This is a genomic window from Flavobacterium sp. RHBU_3 (genome assembly GCF_046613565.1).
Lineage (GTDB): Bacteria > Bacteroidota > Bacteroidia > Flavobacteriales > Flavobacteriaceae > Flavobacterium.
In genome coordinates this window covers 285,622-303,331 of record NZ_JBKJHC010000002.1, presented here as the reverse complement: position 1 = coordinate 303,331, position 17,710 = coordinate 285,622, and the positions used below count along the sequence as shown (strand labels likewise).

The window sequence follows — 17,710 nt, the reverse complement described above, 5'->3', positions numbered from 1 at the left end:
AAAATTGGCAATCTTGACAAGTATTGGTTACTTTTGGAAAAGTTTAAAAAAACCAAACAGTAACGAGGTAATGAAAAAACTTTTACTACTAACAGTGAGCATGATAGGATTAACTGCTGCGGCGCAGCAAACCATGACCCCTGAGCTGCTGTGGAGCCTGGGCCGTGTAAGTGCCGTGGGCATAAGCAAAGACGGGAAATCAATAATATACCGGGTAGGCACGCCAAGCATTACCGAAAACAAGTCGGTTTCTAAATATTATAAAGTACCTGTTTCGGGAGGCAAAGGACTGGAAATTAAAAGTACCGATGGTCTTGTAAGTGACAAGAACCTTTCGCCGGACGGCAAAATGATGCTAACCAGCAAAGAGATTAAAGTAGAAAAAATAATGGGCAGCGATATTTATCCTGACCTGGAAAAAACCACCGTACAGGTATACGACGGCCTGGATTACCGCCACTGGGATACCTGGAACAACGGTACGCATAACCACGTAGGCTTTTACCCTGTAGCCGACAAAAATGCCTTTACCGACATTATGCCGAACGAGCCTTATGATGCTCCGCAAAAACCACACGGCGGCGATGAGGATTTTATTTGGGGACCAAATAGTAAGACCATAGTATACGTTTGTAAAAAGAAAGCAGGCACTGAGTACGCCATTAGCACCAATACCGACCTGTATGAATACAATCTGGACACCAAGCAGACCAAAAACCTTACACCCGATAATCCCGGATACGATACACAACCGGCTTATTCGCCACAGGGTTACCTTACCTGGCTGCAAATGAAGCGCGACGGTTACGAGGCCGATAAAAATGATATTATAGTACGCTATAACGGCATAGACATGAACCTTACCGCCGCATGGGATGGTACCGTAGATAGCTTTACCTGGAGCGCCGATGGTAAGAAGATTTACTTCCTGGCACCAATAGACGGCACCAAGCAACTGTTTGAAGTAAACTTTCCCGGCAAAACTAAAGTGTCGCTTACCGTAAAGCAGCTTACCGATGGCGTATTTGACGTTACACAGATTGTAGGCTTTGTGGGTGAAACCGTTATTGTAGAGCGCACCGACATGAACCACGCTACCGAAATATACAGCTACGGTTTTAAAAAGAAAGACTGGAAACAGCTTACACACGTAAACGATGCCACGTATAAAAAGCTTGCCCTGGGCAAAATAGAAAAACGCTACGTAACAACTACTGACGGCAAGAAGATGCTGGTATGGGTAATGCTTCCGCCAAACTTTGATGCTAAAAAGAAATACCCGGCACTACTGTACTGCCAGGGTGGCCCGCAGAGTGCACTGAGCCAGTTTTACAGCTACCGCTGGAACTTTCAGGTTATGGCAGCTCAGGGTTATATAATAGTGGCACCAAACCGCCGCGGTATGCCGGGGCATGGTGTACAATGGAACGAGCAGATAAGCAAGGACTGGGGTGGCCAGGTTATGGACGACTACCTTAGCGCCATAGACGACGTAGCCAAAGAACCGTATGTAGACAAGGCAAGGCTGGGTGCTATAGGCGCCAGCTACGGCGGTTACTCGGTATTCTACCTTGCAGGCATACACAACAAGAGGTTTAAAACATTTATATCGCACTGCGGGGTGTTTAACCTGCAAAGTATGTACGGCACTACCGAAGAGGTGTTCTTTACAAACTGGGACAGCGGTGGCCCGTACTGGGACAAAAACAATGCAGCAGCGCAAAAAACCTATACCCAGTTTAACCCGGTTAATAACGTAGACAAATGGGATACCCCTATACTGGTTATACAGGGTGGTATAGACTACCGTGTGCCTATAGGGCAGGGACAAGAAGCGTTTCAGGCAGCACAACTGCGCGGCATAAAAAGCAGGTTTGTATACTTCCCGGATGAAAACCACTGGGTACTGAAACCTCAGAACGGACTGGCATGGCAGCGCGAATTCTTTAAATGGCTGAAGGAAACATTATAAGATTTTTCAGGCAGGAATACCGGCGGATTATTTGCGTTAAATAGTGAAATTCGCTGGAAAATTAAATCTTGCTTATAGAATTAATTGCAAAAATTGGCGTTTTATAAAAAAAACGTAATTTAGCACTCAGATAACATAACCCTAACAATAACAATGAAAAAAGTTATAGCTAAATCCCTTGTAGCAGCACTGTTTGTAGCAGGCGGATTGCAAACTGCTTCAGCGCAGGATTACCTGATAAACTCGGTTAAAAACAACCAAAGCAACAACAGTAAGGATGCTTTTGTTTTTAAAGACGTTATAAACATTGAAAATACACCGGTAAAAAACCAGGGATCAAGCGGTACTTGCTGGAGCTATTCGGCTAACTCATTCCTGGAAAGCGAAATGATACGTATGGGCAAAGAACCAGTAGAAATTTCGCAAATATATACTGCCCGCAATGCGTATGTAGAAAAAGGAATTAACTATGTGCGTATGCACGGTGCCATTACCCTGGGCGATGGCGGTGCGCTGCACGATGTAATTAATATGTACCGCAAGTACGGTGCGCTTCCTCAAAGCGTGTATACCGGGCTTAACTATGGTACTACAAAAAACAAATTTGCCGAAATGGCTGCCATGAATGAAGGCCTACTTGCTGCAGTGGTAAAAAACCCTAACGGCGAACTTAGCCCTAACTGGATTAAGGCGTATACTTCGGTTATAGACACTTACCTTGGTGAGGTACCAAAATCTTTTGAATACAAAGGCAAAAAATATACTCCGCAAACTTTTGCTAAAGAAGTTGTAGGTATTAACCCTGACGATTATGTAGAACTTTCTTCATTCTCAGACCATCCTTACTACGATAAGTTTGTACTTATGGTACCGGACAACTGGAGCCTGGATCTGGTATATAACGTAAAAATGAACGAACTTACCGATATTATAGACAACGCTCTTGCTAAAGGTTACAGCGTGGGCTGGGCCGGAGACGTTACCGATAAAGGTTTTAGCTGGAAAAACGGCGTGGCGTACCTGCCTTCAAAACCGTTTGCCGATATGAACGAGGAAGAAAAAGCTAACCTGTTTAAAGGACCTCAGGCTGAACTAAATGTAACGCCCGAGCTACGCCAGCAGGCTTTTGACAACTACGATACTACAGATGACCACGGTATGCACATTGTAGGCCTTAGCAAAGACCAAAACGGTAAAGAGTACTACATAGTAAAAAACTCATGGGGTGCCACTAACGACTACAAAGGTTACCTGTACATGACCAAGAACTTTGTAAAGCTTAAAACTACGGCTATACTGCTACACAAGGGCGGTATACCAAAAGAACTTGCTAAAAAGATGGACATTAAGCAATAACAATTTGTTATTCGCGGTTATATACATTCCTGCCCTTTAACCGGGCAGGAATTTTTATTTTGTCCCCATATAAGAAAAGTTTACAACAGTCCTGACAAAAAATTACATACAGGTATAAATGGGCATACGCCGCAGCCTGGGGAAACGCTTCAATAACAAAGCAGGCATTGGCGTAGGCTGGTATGTAATGCTATAAGAGGCATAAAATGATTCGCAAAAGTTTACACTTCAGCAGCAATACGATTCACGGTCCCGGCGATGTTTTCGGGACCTTTTGTTTTATTAGAGTGTACCATTTTTTCTATCTCCCTCACAAACTTACGGGCATCCATAATGTTTTCGGCGTGTACACGGCTGTGGCGTGTTTTACCGCTTTTAAGGTGAATGCACAGCGTGTGTTTTCTTCGCCCTTTATAAAACATTAAAATTGTAGTTCCCACGCCCATCACTATAAATAACACTTTAAGTCCGGTTTCTTCGGGTTTAAGAAAAAAAGATAATGCTGGTAAAACAAGCGGCAGGCAGGCAAATAAAATTTCTTTTTTAAGCAGATTACTACTCAGTGCTGCACCGGTTACTTCATCACGGTACAGTGTACTGTCGCCCCTGTGTGAAGCAAGCTCAATACGGTCGTGAAAAATTTTTCCACACGTGTTGGCAAACAGTGGATTAAGGATCGATTTCATGGCAATTCATTTTCTGGTAACAACGAAATTATAACGATTTATAACCTAAAATGAAATATTTAACACCAAAATAACAAATTCCGCCCATGTGCCTAAAGCAGGAATTATTTATTACATAAAAATAACTATATCAGATAATTGCAATAAAAACAAGGCTTTCGGCTATGCTATAACCGGCTTTCCTGAAAATTCACTTTCCGGTACCGCTTTAGCTTTGTTTATCATAGAGGTAGTTTTGTCAATAAACTTTTGGGCTTCTTTTTTGTTACCTTCCCACACCTTAATTTTTACCAAACGTCCACTTTGTGTTTTAAGGTTAAGGCTATATGCCTTCTTAACTTTTAGCACACAAACAATCACTCCTAATACCCCTAATAACAACAAAACTGTTTTCATATCCTGGGTATCCTTAGGAAAAACATATGGCAATACTATTAAAATGGCAGGCAGTAAGGCAAACAGTAAACTGCTTTTATCATACCGCTTTTTCAGCGTAATGCTTGCAATACTTCTAAAGGGAATTGTAGTCTCCTTGTGGGTGGCAAGAATAATACGGTCTTTAAAGATTTTTCCGCAGGTATTCGCAAATACCTCTTTGTTGTTGGTATACATATTCAATCTTTTGGGGTCTCAAATTTAACATTTTTTTTAATAATTAATTAATATTTAACTCATAATAGGCTTTTTATAATTGAAATAAATTCTACAGCACTGAAAAACAAGCAAATAACACTTAATGAAACATTAAAAAAAGGTGCCACATAAATCGTTATTTTTGTAGCAATGACTACGCAATCAAATTGACATGAGAAAAATTTTTCTGCTTTTTACCTTAACCAGCTTATCGGTTATTGCCCTGTTAACGTACATCGACCGTAAATCAGCTTTACTACTGCTGCTATTCGGGCCGCTAATTCTAATGGGCTTCTATGACATGTACCAGTCTAAAAAAACCATACGTAGAAACTTCCCACTATTGGGGCGCCTGCGTTATGTACTGGAATCCATAGGCCCCGAAATGCGCCAGTACTTTATAGAAACTGACCTTGAAGGAAAACCCTTTAACCGCCTGCAGCGCAGCCTTATTTACCAGCGCAGTAAAAAAGAAACCGACACTAATCCTTTCGGTACCCAGCTCGATGTATACCACGAAGGCTACGAATGGATAAACCACAGCATACGCGCTTTACCTTTTAGCCAGGTAAACGAAAACCCACGTGTACGTATAGGTTCGGCTCAATGCACCCAGCCTTATGAAGCAAGCATTTACAACATAAGTGCTATGAGCTACGGATCATTAAGCAAAAACGCTATTATAGCACTAAACAAAGGTGCCAAGATGGGTAAGTTTTACCACAACACCGGCGAAGGTGGCCTTTCGCCCTACCACCTGGAAAATGGCGGAGATGTGGTATGGAATATAGGAACCGGCTACTTTAGCTGTCGCGATGGCGAAGGTAATTTTAGTTACGACGAATATGCCAAACGTGCCGTACTGGATAAGGTAAAAATGATTGAAATAAAATTCAGCCAGGGAGCCAAGCCGGGGCACGGCGGTATATTACCTAAAGAAAAAGTAACCGATGAAATTGCAGCCATACGTATTGTAGCCAAAGGTAAGGATATAGTATCACCTCCATTCCACTCAGCTTTCAGCACCCCGCTGGAACTAATGGATTTTATACAACTATTGCGCAAAGGTTCGGGCGGTAAGCCTATAGGTATTAAAATATGTATAGGTAACAAATCAGAATTCATTGCTATATGCAAGGCTATGGTACAAACCAAGACCTATCTGGATTTTATTACCGTAGACGGCGGCGAAGGCGGTACCGGTGCTGCCCCTCAGGAATATAGCGACCACGTGGGTATGCCGCTGCGCGATGCTGTAGCATTTGTATACGACTGCCTTGTGGGCTTTAACCTAAAGGAACAAACCAAGATTATATGCAGCGGTAAGGTAGTTACCGGATTTGATATTATAAAATCACTTTCTATAGGTGCTGACTTGTGTAACTCGGCGCGCGGAATGATGTTTGCACTGGGGTGTATACAAGCCCTTGAATGTCACAAAAACACCTGCCCTACCGGTGTGGCCACGCAGGACCCTGAACTGGTAAAAGGCCTGGTACCCGAAGAAAAAAGCGTACGTGTAGCACGTTTTCAGCATGAAACGGTAAAATCTGCCATGGAACTTATGGCATCGGCAGGGATAGCCCACCCAGATGATGTGGGCAGGGATGTAGTAAGTATGCGTACAGACCGTACTACCATAAAAACCTACGCACAAACCTACCCTGAGCCTACCGTAGGCTGTATGCTGGAAGGACACAGTGTACCTACCGAAATGTTTTACTTTTGGAAAAAAGCGTCAGCAGAACGTTTTTAATTGCACTGGGTAAGCTGCCTGTTAAGGTGTTTTATAAATTTACGGGTGTCTTTTTGATTACCTTTCCATACATTCCATTGCAGGGATTCTCCGTTTTTAAGGGCAAGTTTTAAAATAAAATGCCTGCGGGCATTAATAGCCGAAAAAACCATAAATAATATACCTAAAAAACAGGTGGAAAATTTTAATGCATTATCTGACTCAGGGAAATAAAATGCTATAACAAGCAGAGGCAAAGGCAGAAAGATAAAAGCCAGCCCCGACCTGGAAAAGTGCCATGAAAAGCTAACGTTTTTAATTTCAGTAAGCTTAATTTCGGTTTCTTTATACGCTGTGGCAAACACTACACAGTCTGTAAATAACTTGCCACAGCTGTTGCTAAAAAGCAATGGGGTATTTGTAGTGTTCATAGTAAGGTTGAGTTTAGTGAACCTTTACTTACGTAAAAAAGGACTAACCGGTTTTTAAAAACATAAAAAAAATCCGGACACAAAAGTGTCCGGATTTTTTTTATTTCAGGCAACTGGTTTATCCCTGTTGGTCTTTAAAGTATTCACGCAGTTTTTGTCGGTTTTCCTTTTTGTGTTCTAAAAAAGAAGCATACTGTTCTTTACTCAGTATACCCTTAAGCTTTTCATCGCGTTTGGCATCAATGTCTTTAAACTTTTGCACCTTTTCTTTACGCCCGGCACCCGACTCTTTCATGGCCTTGGCCTGCTTGAGAAAATCCTCGTTTACGGCGTATACCTTTTTGTACTGGTCGTTGTTCAGCTTTAGCTGCTCTTTCATCATATCGGTTATTTTCTGGGCACCTTCCGATGTTTTTTCCTGGGCATTAGCCGCGCAGGCAGTAATAAAGAATACCACCGCTAACAACCTCATTGTTTTTAATAGCTTCATTGTAATAATAATTAATTTACACTTATGGTGTAGGTAGTACCGTTTATAACCAGTGTTGCCGTTCCGTTGCCATTAAAGGTAATGGTACCGTTGTAGCTAAATGAGCCTCCCAGGCTTCCGTTTCCGGTAATGCTTACACTGGCCGTACCACCACTAATGGTTTGTGTATCCTTGTTAAGCGTAATGTTATTAAGATCTATGGTAATAACGCTGTTAAAATGGCGCATAAGGCGTACTTTACTTTCCTGGTAACCATTTCTTACATACGTTCCGTTTATTGTAGCTGTCGATGATGACGGTGCAAGTCCTGTTACGGTAAGAGATGACGTAGAATTATCGTCACTCAGCATACGCGGGGTTTCATACGTACCCTCAAGCGACGCAGAATAAGTAAAAGTTTCGGGAACACCCGCCCCGGTACAGCTTATAAGGTAATTACGGGTACCGCTGTAGTCATAGCTATAGTTAGTACCGGTATAAGTGGGGTTATATGAAACTGTATATTGCTGGCCGCACTCTAACTGTGGCGCATAAGTATATACGTCTTCATCCTCGGCTAATGTGCTGGCATCAGTAGCCATTTTGGCCATACCGCTACTGCTTGCAGAAACTGAAGCTTCAATTGCATCAGCAGCATCGGCCTCAGTAACACCTGTGCTTGTGTTTTCATCGTCGCTGCACGATATCATAGTGGCTGCCAGTATTAAGCCCATAGGCAGCAGGGCTCTCCTTGTAAAATTTTTAAACTGTATCATAATTGTTTATTTTTTAATGTTATACCCAAATGTACCAACCTTTTTTCTGTGTTTTAACAAAAATAACACCAGCAGGACATATCATAATATGAACGGGACAGTAAAGACTATGACTCCATCCATACCAAAAAAGCCTGTACCCGAGCCTTGCTTACAATAATATCGCACGGGGTTTTTACATTCATACTTACCAGCAGCCTGCGCGAAAAATAATGCTCGGCGCCGTCCATAGCTTTACGGTTAATGATAAACTGGCGGTTCACCTTAAAAAACAACTGTGGGTTCATCATGCCTTCCATCTCTTCCAGGGTATAGCTTACATGGTAACGCATCCCGCCCTGCACGTGCAGCGTTACAATTCCGGCCTCAGCATGCACATAGTGCACATCTTCCAGCTTAAGCGGAATAATACGTTCGCGGTGGTGAATCAGTAAACTGGTTTTGTGACTTCCTCCTATTTTAGCCAATGTATTACCCATTCTTTCTGCATAATCTGCTTCTGGAATAAAAAGCGATTTCATGTCCCTGAATTTTTGCAATGATTTTTGCAGTTTTTCTATTTCAATTGGCTTTAACAAGTAATCAATACCATTAGTTTCAAAGGCGTTTATGGCGTACTGGTCATATGCAGTACAAAATATTACAGGCGCTTTTACAGGAACCCGTCGAAATATTTCAAAGCTTAACCCGTCTGCAAGCTGTATGTCGCTAAATATAAGGCCGGGTGTATGCTGCAGAAGCCACTCACATGCCTCTTTGACTGATGGCATTATAGCCGAAACAGTAAAATCGCCATCGTCTTCTATAAGCCGGGCGAGTTGTCTTGCGGTTTTTACCTCGTCTTCTATAATTAACACAGTGGTCATATCAGCGGTAGTTTTACGGTAAAGTGTGTATGGGTTTGTTCTATAATAATGTTTCTCCCCGAAAGCAGCCTGTAGCGCTCGGCTATGTTGTACAGACCAGTACCGCCTTCTTCGGGTGCATCATACAGTTTTCTGTTAAGGGTATTGGCTACAACTATATAGCCATCTTCGGTATATATATGTACCTCAAGCGGCTGGCTTTCCGAAACCACATTGTGCTTTATGGCGTTTTCTATAAGCAGCTGTAACGCTGCAGGAGGTAGTTGTTTGTCAAAAAGACCCGGGTTAACATCAAGTTTTACCTGCAACCCATTTTCAAAACGCTCCTGTATAATGTACAGATAGGCATTTATAAACTCTATTTCCTTCCGTAGTAATGACAGGTGACTTTCATGTCCGGCAAGCAGATAACGGTAAATATGAGACAGCTGTATTATGTACTTCTGCACAGCGGCATCAGTAGTAAGGGTATTGAGGATTCCTAGCGAATTAAACAAAAAATGCGGACTAAGCTGCTGCCTTAACACAAACAAACGGGCCTCAAGGTTTTCGTGTTTCAGCTTTTCATTTTCTATAAGGGCAAGCTGATTCTGGGTATTAAGATGCAAAATATAACCTAAAAAATACAAGAATGCATTTACAAAACTGCCTCTGAACAGTGTAGCGCTAACAAGAGGCCTGGACCTAAATGCCTGCCGTAACGAAAAAAGCGTATCTGGACCAAACTGGTCGCGTACCTTATAAAGCAAAAGATATGATGCTATAAATGCCACTATAAAACTAATAATAATCTTTAGCCAGTTATTATCAAGCATTTTTGGCAAATTTCCTGATGTTATAAGAAACATGTTAAACATCCAGCAGCATATAGAATACAGGAAAATAGTTGCTGCATTTACCACTATAATGGTGGTGGTAAATTCGCGTTCCATGGCCACTACGGGCAAAAAAGCCAGCAGGCCTATAAAAAGCGAAATAATGGCACCGGTACTTATCCTGTATTTTTCCATTGAGTGTAATGTATGTAGTGTAAAAATAGCCATTATGTAATTCAGGAAGTACAACTTTTTACATGAAACAGCCAATAACCGAAATGAGCAGGCACAAAAAAGCCCCATGCAGGGCATGGGGCTTCTTTTTTGGGTATGTTATTTTAATAGCAACCGTTAGTAAACGATGCGTTTGCTTACTTTACCATTTACGGTATCTACCTCTATAATAAGCACCTGCTGCTCTGCAGTAAGGTTGCTTATTTTTAGTGTAGTGTTGTTAATACCGTTTTGAGAGTAAAGTTTACGTCCGCGTATATCAAAGATGGTTACGTTGTTCATCATGGCGTTTCCGCTGTTGATGCCTATTACGCTGCCTTCGGTGTATACCATAACCTGGTTAGCATTTAGTACAGGGTTGTCTGTACCCAGGGCGTTAGTGGTGTATATTACATCAAAACGTCCTTCAAAAGTACCTGCTTCTGCACTGAAAGTGTAATCCATCTGCGTAAGGTCGCGGATGATGCCTTCCTGGTTGTCCCTTAAGTAAATTTTCTGTCCTTGTTCAAACAGTCCGTCTACGTGGTCAAGGGTAATGGTGAAGTTACCCGCTGCAGGAGCAGTAAAGCCCATAGGCACTACATCGCTTGCTTCAAAGATTGGCCTTGCCTGTATGGCAAGTGGTGTTTGCTGGCTTACTGAGTATATGGCCAGTGTAGTACCGTCTGTAAACTTCTTGGCATCAAAACCGTAATCAAGTTCCATTGTACCTTCTTCCATGTAGGCTACCAGTGCCTGGTTAGCGGTGCCGTTTTCGGCAACAATGTTCAGCCACAGGCGTGAAGCAGTGCTTGGTGCCGACTTAAAGAAGGCTTGTGAGCTGCCCGGAGATACACGGCGCATGGCGTTTGTAAAGGTTACAGATCCTGAAGATACAGCATCGGCGGTTTTTACAAAGAAGCCCTGTGCAGGAGCAATAGTATAGGTAGCGTACGTGTTGGCTCCACTGAAGTAAGAGGTCATATCTACAACACCACCGTCTTGCGGGTTGGCCACATATCCGGCCTGGCTTAGGGTAGCGTAAGATGAGTTAGCACTGTTGTTGCGTTTCCTCCACAGGTAGATACCTGATGATGTATTGATAACCGAGCTGTTTGCAGCGAAGAAATCAGACAGGTTAATAGGAGACGGATACGGGTTACCTATTGCAGTAAACCTGTTACCTGCTGCGCTTAGCGGGTAAGTAACAGTACCGTTGTGCGGTTCACCGGTAAAGGTACCGTCAAAGTAGTAGTTGTCTGTACCTGCGCTGTACTCGGCCGGTGTTGTTACCCCGTCGTTAGTACTACCGGTTACATCGGCAGTAAGTGCATTTGGCATACGGATAAGGTACGCCTTAGCCGAAGTAAATGAATTAGCAGACGATACCGGCCAGTACGCATTTATATTATACCCCACCGTTGCGTCGTAGTCGTACTTGTACTCGTAGTAACGCACTGCATTTGTTGCAGGAGAGAAGTTGTACAGCGTTTGGTTGTCTACCGGAGACGACCATAGTGTGTAATCCAGCCTGAACAGCGGGTTGCTGGTCTTGTGGAAGGTTATTTTACCACTGTTAGCATTAGTTGTTGTTGCTGCTCCCTGTAGTAGTGCAGCGTTGTTTAGCACGGTTAGGGTTGCTGTAGGATTAACCGACAGTATGTTGTCTACACTAAGTGTAGCACCCGAAGATACGGTTAGTGTAGCGCCTGCACCAAGGGTTAGGTTGTGTGCATAAGCCACGCCCGAAGCAATAACAGGGTTGTTAGCTGTAGCAGGTATGGTAATATCATCGTTAATAGTTGGTACAGTATTACCGCACCAGTTAGTAGCATCAGTCCAGGCAGTGCTGGTAGCCCCCGTCCAGTCGTAGCACTGGGTAGCAGTACCAAAAACTGTTACATCATCTATACGGAAAGTACCTGAAGCAGAAGCTGTACCTGTAAGGTCGGCACGCTGTGTACCGTAAGGATATACCCTAAAGGTAACTTCACCCCCAACAGGAGTAGAAAAATCTTCAAAATCCCATGTTATGTAGGTACCTGTTGTAGGAGTTGCAGGTGCACTCCACTGCGTATACGTAGCGAAATTATCGGTACTGTAACGTATTACAAGTTGGTTTGGTGCACTGTTACTTGCCTGACGGAACAGGTAAAGCGACTTAAGATCAAGCCTATAGCCCGCATCTGCATTTACACTGAACTGAATATAAGATGTTTCGCTTACAGTAGCAGTATTGTTTAGCGTAGTAGAGTTAAACACGTTAGCGGTAGACTGGCAGGTAATTGTAGTACGAGACACGTCTGAACCGGTTGTATTAGTAGCTGTAGTAGCTATGTTACCGTTTGTAGGACAAGCAGAAGCACCTGTAAACTGGTTAAGGTAAAGACCCGGCTGAACCGTAAGTGTTTGCACTGTGCTTGCAGCATTATAGTTTGCACTTTCTGCCTGAGAAGCTGTAATGGTTACATAACCTGTACCCATTATAGTAAGCGTAGTACCCGATATTGAGGCAATTAATGGGTTACTACTGGTATAAGTTACCGGGTTAATAGCCGAAGTACCCGAATAAGACGTAAGGGTAATGGCTGGCTCCAGGTCGGTTTTTACAGGGAACGCTGCAAACGTAATGCTTTGGTTTGCTTTAGTAATAGTACCTGTAAGGGCAGGCTGCACTATGGTATAGCGGTATGCCTGTGCTCCTGTAAGGGTAAAGGCTGAAGTAACAGCTATATCAGCACCGGCATTTTCATTGGCAAAAGTACCGCCATTGTTTACAAGCGTTACATCATCTGTACCCACAATACCCACAAGGGCACCACCGGTAACGGTAGCCGACGTATTACCACTAATATATGCCCTGGTAGTAACAGTAGCACCTGAAACAGTAAGTGGCTTAGCCTGTACTGTAAGCGGTTGTACCACATCGGCAGCAGCGTTATAAGCGCTGTCACCAGCCTGAGAAGCAGTAATACTTACTGTACCGGTACTTAGTATTGTTACTACGTTACCCGATATTGAAGCAATAGATGAATCAGAACTTGTATACGTTACGTCTAGACCTGAACTGGCTGTTGCAGTCAGTGTAAATGTTGGGTTACCATACACTTGATCTGCAAGAGTGTCGAAAGTTATAGACTGGTTTGCAAGGGTGGCAGAAGTTACCACAAGTGTTTGTGCAACAGATGCAGCAGCATTGTAGTCGCTGGTTTCAGCCTGAGAAGCAGTAATTACAGTAGAACCCACACCTACAATATGTACTGTAGCTCCTGTTACTGTAGCCACAGCAGTATTAGAACTTGTGTATGTGATTGGGTTTATTGCAGCAGTAGCCGAAGTAGCTGTAAGAGCAAAATCAGGGTCGTTAACATCTTTAGACGGAAGTGCGTCAAATGTTATCGTTTGGTCGCCTTTTGCAACAGTAAGCGTAAGCACAGCCGTACCTGTACCGGCTGCATTAGTAGCCGAAAGCGTAATGCTATAAGTGCCTGCATGTAGTGGTGTACCGCTAATAACACCGGTTGATGTGTTTACAGTAACACCATCCGGAAGGCCGGTAGCATTATAGCTTTCAGGAGCATTAACTGCTGTAATGGTATAATCGGCAATGGCAACGTTTAGCGAACCGGTTATTTCAAGGTTTGTATTGGTAACTACCGGTGCTATTAATGTAGGAGCAAAAGCCACTCCACGGAACACGGTATTAGCAGGTGCTGTAACAATCTGGGTAAAGCTACCGCTTATTGCCGTTGTAGCATCGGCGGTATCGGTAAGGCTGTATACAGCTGCTGTACCGCTAGCAAATATTTCTACGTTACTGCCGTTTACGCGGGCAGCAAGGCCGAATAGCGCAACCGAAGATACCGGAACGGCGCTACCTACCTGGCTCCATGCACCGCCGTTAGTAGAAACCCATTTTGTAAGGCCAATTGTAGTTGTTGATGAAATTACATACATGTTTCGCAGGCCGCTTCCACGGTCTACAATAGCATAAGCATAAGGATCGGCTGTTGTTACCGAAATCGTAGCGCTTGTAGCCACTGTAGGAAGCCCCGAACCTACGGTATAAATACCGGCAGTACCCGATGAGCTACTTACATATAACTGGCCTCCGAAAATAGAAGCGGTACGCGTATTAGCAGGAGCCGTAATCAGCTGAGTAGCTGCAGTGTCCTGGTCTGCTATTGTATAAACACCCCCTGCAGCACCCGAAGTCCAGTAGCGTGTACCATCCTGGGTTACGGCAGAGCGAATATTATTACCACTGTACAGGGTAGAACCCATAGAAGTAAATGCAAACTGTGAGTTGGCAGACATACGTGCCACAACACGGTTTGCTGCTGTTGAAGTTGAACTTGCAATACCTGAAGTACCTACAGCAGCATCATAACCGGCTACAGTAAGGTATTGTCCGTCGCCAGAAAGGTTAAGTTGTCCCTCAGAGGTAGCACTACCGCTCAGCACCATACGGTTACCCGCTGTAACAGACGGCACTGGTATATTCATGGTTGAAGTACCACCTGTAGTATATTCCGATAAATAAACCCGAGTAGCAGCACTGCTTAGAGCGGCACTACCTGTACCCACCCTAAGTACCACAATGTTACCTGCGGTAAATTCAGGTTCTATAACTGTAAGGGTTTGTGTAGCACTTGCAGCATTATAATTTTGACTTTCTGCCTGTGTAGCTGTTATAGTAGAAGTACCGGCACCAACAATGTGAATATTACCATCAACTATAGTAGCCACAGCTGTATTAGAGCTTGTATAGCTTATTGCATTTACCGCTGATGAAGCCGAAGCAGCACCCGGTGCAAAATCTTCGTCAAGGGTAGTTTTATTTGGTATAGCACCAAAAGTAATAATCTGGTCGGCTTTGGTAATAGTACCTGTAAGCGCAGGTTGTACCAGTGTATAGTTAGCACTATCTGCACCAGCTAAAACAAGAGCAGCAGTTACCGCTTTATTTTCGCCGGCATTAGCATCCTCAAAGATACCGTTGCCCGAAACCGTTACATCATCACCAGACACAACTCCTACAAGGGTAGCGCCGGTAATTACAGCAGTTGTAGTAGCATCATAAACTTTACTTGTTACAGCAGCTCCGGTTACAGTAAGCTGTTTTGCGGTTACCGTAAATGTGTTGCTTACTTCCGGAGCAGGATTGTACTCACCGTTACCTTCCTGGTCTGCATAGATAGTCACTTCACCTGCACCTACTATAGTAACGGTACTCCCCGATACTGTAGCAATGTTAGCATCAGAACTTGTATACGTTACCGCTAGGTTAGACGAAGCAGTGGCTGCAAGCGTAAACGAAGCGCCTCCATACACTTTATCTGCAATGGCAGGAAAAGTTATGGTTTGATCCGTTAAAGCCGTAGAATTAACCGTAAGGGTCTGCACAACGCTATTAGCAGCATTATAATCTGCATCTCCTGATTGTGATGCAGTAATATCTGTAGAACCTGCGCCCACAATGTGAACTGTACTACCCGTAATGGTAGCCACAGCAGTGTTAGAGCTGGTATAGCTTACAGCAAGGCCTGATGAGGCGGTAGCAGTAAGGCTGAAATCAGCTGAGTTATCATTAACTGACGAAAGTGGGTCGAACGTAATGGTTTGATCTGCTTTGTTTATTGTAAGAACAAGTGTGGCTGTACCGGTCCCTTCAGCATTAGTAGCCGAAACGGTTACGCTTGCGGGGCTGCCGACAGCAGTTGTAGGCGTACCCGATATAACACCTGTAGTAGTATTTATAGAAAGACCTGCCGGAAGTCCGGTAGCATTATAAGATGTTACGGTAGCATTAGCAGTAATCTGGTATGAAAAAAATTGCCCTACCTGCGCAGTAGCCGTTAACGAACTTGTAATGGCAGGAGGAGTAGCAAGCGGCGCAAATGCAATACCTTTTATAATGGTATTAGCCGCAGCAGTATAAAGTGTAAGGTTATTAGCCGTAGTTATAGCAATATTAGCATTATAACCGGCAGTATCTGTTAAGCGCATTATTTTGTTTGCAACAAGCGCTCCCAAACCTGTAGTTACATATAGTTGCGTATCAGTACCTACTTTGCGTGCACAAAGTCCAAAACCACCAAAAGTAGTTGTGTACGTTCCATTGGCAGTCCATGTACCCGAAACAAGCGAATATTTTTTTATAACACCGGCTGTGTTAGAGCTTGCTGTAAGTATATAAAGCACATCATAAACACCGTCGTTGTTAGAAGATATCATATAGAAATCCTGGCCTGCACTCTCAGTAGCTATACCGGTAAGACCAGTATATGTTGTAGCTGTAGGCCCTACAGGCGACCCGAATGTACCTACCGCTATTACAGTTGAAGAGGCTGCAAAACCATATACAACACCACCAAAGGGTTTAAGCGACCTAAGGTTAGTTGATAGAGATGAAGCTGTAGCACCATTAGTATAAAGTCCTCCCTGGTCTGCAATATAGTAATTTGTATTGTCCAGGGTAGTGGCACAACGAGTTTGATTCCCGCTGGCACCTGTATAAGTAGTAGGAATAACATAAGCACTTCCGGCATGTTTAAACCTTATAACACCACGCGAAAGCAGGGTATTGGCATTACTCGAAGTGTTGGTAGAATAATGTCCCGTTAATAGCAACTGGCTTCCGTCAGCACTATTAGATACATAAAGCGTAGATGTTGCACTTCCTGACACCCTGATATCCGAACCACTTATTGCAAAAGTGTTTACAGGAGAGGCCTGGTTAGCAGTAGAAGGGTTCACCTCTATAACACTAGCAGTAGTGTTATTAGCACTGGCTGCAGCAACTACCGCAGCAAGGTTACCGTCAGTAAACTGGGCAAAAGCCCCGGAAGACAAGAGGAACAAAGCAGCAAAAAACACCCTGAACCAAATCTTGGTGCTTAAAACCCGCCTTTCCTGGGAAAGCGTAGTCATCATTTCCATATAAATTAATTTTTAACTATTGGTGAGCAAATCTATTTCTAAAATGGGGGATTGAGCAAAACAACTCATTATGAATACGTTAACAAACTTTTAAATCTTAACTTCTTGTACAGATTTAAATTAAGCTCCCAAATATTTAAAAAAAACAGTATATGGAAAAATAATGTCACACTATTTACGATGCCTAAAAAAGGTGATAATTAAATTTTAATCAAGACTTTACAGGCGCCCTAATAAATAAAGACGAATATTTTATACTAACTTTAATCCTTAAAGATTTATAACAACACGAAAAAAAAAGCTTCGTATAAAACGAAGCTTGTTAATTTATTGGTAATATTCGGATATTTTCTTGCGGTCCTGCGCTTTAGTAGCTATATACAATTTATACTGGTCGTCGCTCATTACCGACTTAAGTTTAGTGTCTCTTTCTTCTTCAATCGCCCTTTGCTTTTTCAGCTTTTCTACTTTATTTGTTTTGTTATTATTCTCAAGCGTCTTTTGCATAAACGCAAGGTTAACACTAAACACCTTGGTGTACTGGCTGTCGTTTAGGGTAAACTTCTCTTTCATGTACGACGTAAGGGCTTTTGCGCCGTCTTCAGGCTTTACGGCTTCCTGTGCCGAAACAGTTACAGCAAATAGCAATGTAAGTATGCCTGTAAAAAGGGCTTTCTTAAACAATTTAGTATTCATAATTATTTTATTGGTTACTGGTGGCATAGATACAAATTTTTGTCGGGTAAAAAAAACACTATTCATAACGTTTTTCACGTCCTGTCACTGCGAGGCACGAAGCAGTCTCATAAAGTGATT

General features: G+C 43.0%; 12 protein-coding genes. 3 read left to right on the top strand and 9 right to left on the bottom strand.

Translation table 11 applies throughout. The features are described 5' to 3' along the window. Window positions 1–70 precede the first annotated feature (70 nt). Both ACLI1A_RS03645 and ACLI1A_RS03640 read left to right on the top strand, forming a co-directional pair. Window positions 71–1,972: a S9 family peptidase gene (locus ACLI1A_RS03645; RefSeq protein ID WP_411406186.1), complete on the top strand. Its 1,902-nt coding sequence runs from the start codon at window positions 71–73 to the stop codon at window positions 1,970–1,972. Between the two features lie 153 nt (window positions 1,973–2,125). Continuing rightward, entirely contained in the window at window positions 2,126–3,328 is a 1,203-nt protein-coding gene (locus ACLI1A_RS03640) for an aminopeptidase C (protein WP_411406184.1), read from the top strand. Between the two features lie 221 nt (window positions 3,329–3,549). Here ACLI1A_RS03640 and ACLI1A_RS03635 read toward each other — a convergent pair whose 3' ends face one another. Together ACLI1A_RS03635 and ACLI1A_RS03630 are read right to left on the bottom strand one after the other, a co-directional pair. Then, entirely contained in the window at window positions 3,550–4,014 is a 465-nt protein-coding gene (locus tag ACLI1A_RS03635; protein ID WP_411406182.1) for a hypothetical protein, read from the bottom strand. A 162-nt stretch (window positions 4,015–4,176) separates the two neighbouring features. Then, entirely contained in the window at window positions 4,177–4,626 is a 450-nt protein-coding gene (locus ACLI1A_RS03630; RefSeq protein ID WP_411406180.1) for a hypothetical protein, read from the bottom strand. A gap of 193 nt (window positions 4,627–4,819) precedes the next feature. Between ACLI1A_RS03630 and ACLI1A_RS03625 the strand changes: the two genes are divergently transcribed. Then, window positions 4,820–6,403 carry an FMN-binding glutamate synthase family protein gene (locus ACLI1A_RS03625; protein ID WP_411406178.1) on the top strand — a complete coding sequence of 528 codons (1,584 nt, stop codon included), beginning with the start codon at window positions 4,820–4,822 and terminating at the stop codon, window positions 6,401–6,403. Here the strand turns inward: ACLI1A_RS03625 and ACLI1A_RS03620 are convergent. The 7 genes from ACLI1A_RS03620 to ACLI1A_RS03590 all read right to left on the bottom strand — a co-directional run bounded on the left by ACLI1A_RS03620 (window position 6,400) and on the right by ACLI1A_RS03590 (window position 17,590). Beyond that, window positions 6,400–6,813 carry a hypothetical protein gene (locus ACLI1A_RS03620; protein WP_411406176.1) on the bottom strand — a complete coding sequence of 138 codons (414 nt, stop codon included), beginning with the start codon at window positions 6,811–6,813 and terminating at the stop codon, window positions 6,400–6,402. The genes ACLI1A_RS03625 and ACLI1A_RS03620 overlap by 4 nt on opposite strands. 118 nt (window positions 6,814–6,931) lie before the next feature. Continuing rightward, complete coding sequence (locus ACLI1A_RS03615; RefSeq protein ID WP_411406174.1) at window positions 6,932–7,303, bottom strand: hypothetical protein; 372 nt, start codon at window positions 7,301–7,303, stop codon at window positions 6,932–6,934. A gap of 11 nt (window positions 7,304–7,314) precedes the next feature. Continuing rightward, window positions 7,315–8,058, bottom strand: coding sequence for a hypothetical protein (locus ACLI1A_RS03610; RefSeq protein WP_411406172.1), 744 nt, complete (start codon window positions 8,056–8,058; stop codon window positions 7,315–7,317). Window positions 8,059–8,165: 107 nt separating this feature from the next. After that, a complete protein-coding gene (locus tag ACLI1A_RS03605; RefSeq protein ID WP_411406170.1) occupies window positions 8,166–8,924 on the bottom strand; it encodes a LytR/AlgR family response regulator transcription factor in 759 nt (252 codons plus the stop codon). Beyond that, complete coding sequence (locus ACLI1A_RS03600; protein ID WP_411406168.1) at window positions 8,921–9,934, bottom strand: sensor histidine kinase; 1,014 nt, start codon at window positions 9,932–9,934, stop codon at window positions 8,921–8,923. The genes ACLI1A_RS03605 and ACLI1A_RS03600 overlap by 4 nt, the downstream gene beginning before the upstream one ends. A gap of 156 nt (window positions 9,935–10,090) precedes the next feature. Continuing rightward, entirely contained in the window at window positions 10,091–16,894 is a 6,804-nt protein-coding gene (locus tag ACLI1A_RS03595) for a YDG domain-containing protein (protein ID WP_411406166.1), read from the bottom strand. A 327-nt stretch (window positions 16,895–17,221) separates the two neighbouring features. Next, window positions 17,222–17,590: a hypothetical protein gene (locus ACLI1A_RS03590; protein WP_411406164.1), complete on the bottom strand. Its 369-nt coding sequence runs from the start codon at window positions 17,588–17,590 to the stop codon at window positions 17,222–17,224. Between the last annotated feature and the right edge of the window lie 120 nt (window positions 17,591–17,710).

Excerpts from the sequence above, each read along its gene's own strand:
- ACLI1A_RS03645 (WP_411406186.1), top strand. The coding sequence starts at position 71 with ATGAAAAAACTTTTACTACTAACAGTGAGCATGATAGGATTAACTGCT.
- ACLI1A_RS03640 (WP_411406184.1), top strand. The coding sequence starts at position 2,126 with ATGAAAAAAGTTATAGCTAAATCCCTTGTAGCAGCACTGTTTGTAGCA.
- ACLI1A_RS03635 (WP_411406182.1), bottom strand. The coding sequence starts at position 4,014 with ATGAAATCGATCCTTAATCCACTGTTTGCCAACACGTGTGGAAAAATT.
- ACLI1A_RS03630 (WP_411406180.1), bottom strand. The coding sequence starts at position 4,626 with ATGTATACCAACAACAAAGAGGTATTTGCGAATACCTGCGGAAAAATC.
- ACLI1A_RS03625 (WP_411406178.1), top strand. The coding sequence starts at position 4,820 with ATGAGAAAAATTTTTCTGCTTTTTACCTTAACCAGCTTATCGGTTATT.
- ACLI1A_RS03620 (WP_411406176.1), bottom strand. The coding sequence starts at position 6,813 with ATGAACACTACAAATACCCCATTGCTTTTTAGCAACAGCTGTGGCAAG.
- ACLI1A_RS03615 (WP_411406174.1), bottom strand. The coding sequence starts at position 7,303 with ATGAAGCTATTAAAAACAATGAGGTTGTTAGCGGTGGTATTCTTTATT.
- ACLI1A_RS03610 (WP_411406172.1), bottom strand. The coding sequence starts at position 8,058 with ATGATACAGTTTAAAAATTTTACAAGGAGAGCCCTGCTGCCTATGGGC.
- ACLI1A_RS03605 (WP_411406170.1), bottom strand. The coding sequence starts at position 8,924 with ATGACCACTGTGTTAATTATAGAAGACGAGGTAAAAACCGCAAGACAA.
- ACLI1A_RS03600 (WP_411406168.1), bottom strand. The coding sequence starts at position 9,934 with ATGGAAAAATACAGGATAAGTACCGGTGCCATTATTTCGCTTTTTATA.
- ACLI1A_RS03595 (WP_411406166.1), bottom strand. The coding sequence starts at position 16,894 with ATGGAAATGATGACTACGCTTTCCCAGGAAAGGCGGGTTTTAAGCACC.
- ACLI1A_RS03590 (WP_411406164.1), bottom strand. The coding sequence starts at position 17,590 with ATGAATACTAAATTGTTTAAGAAAGCCCTTTTTACAGGCATACTTACA.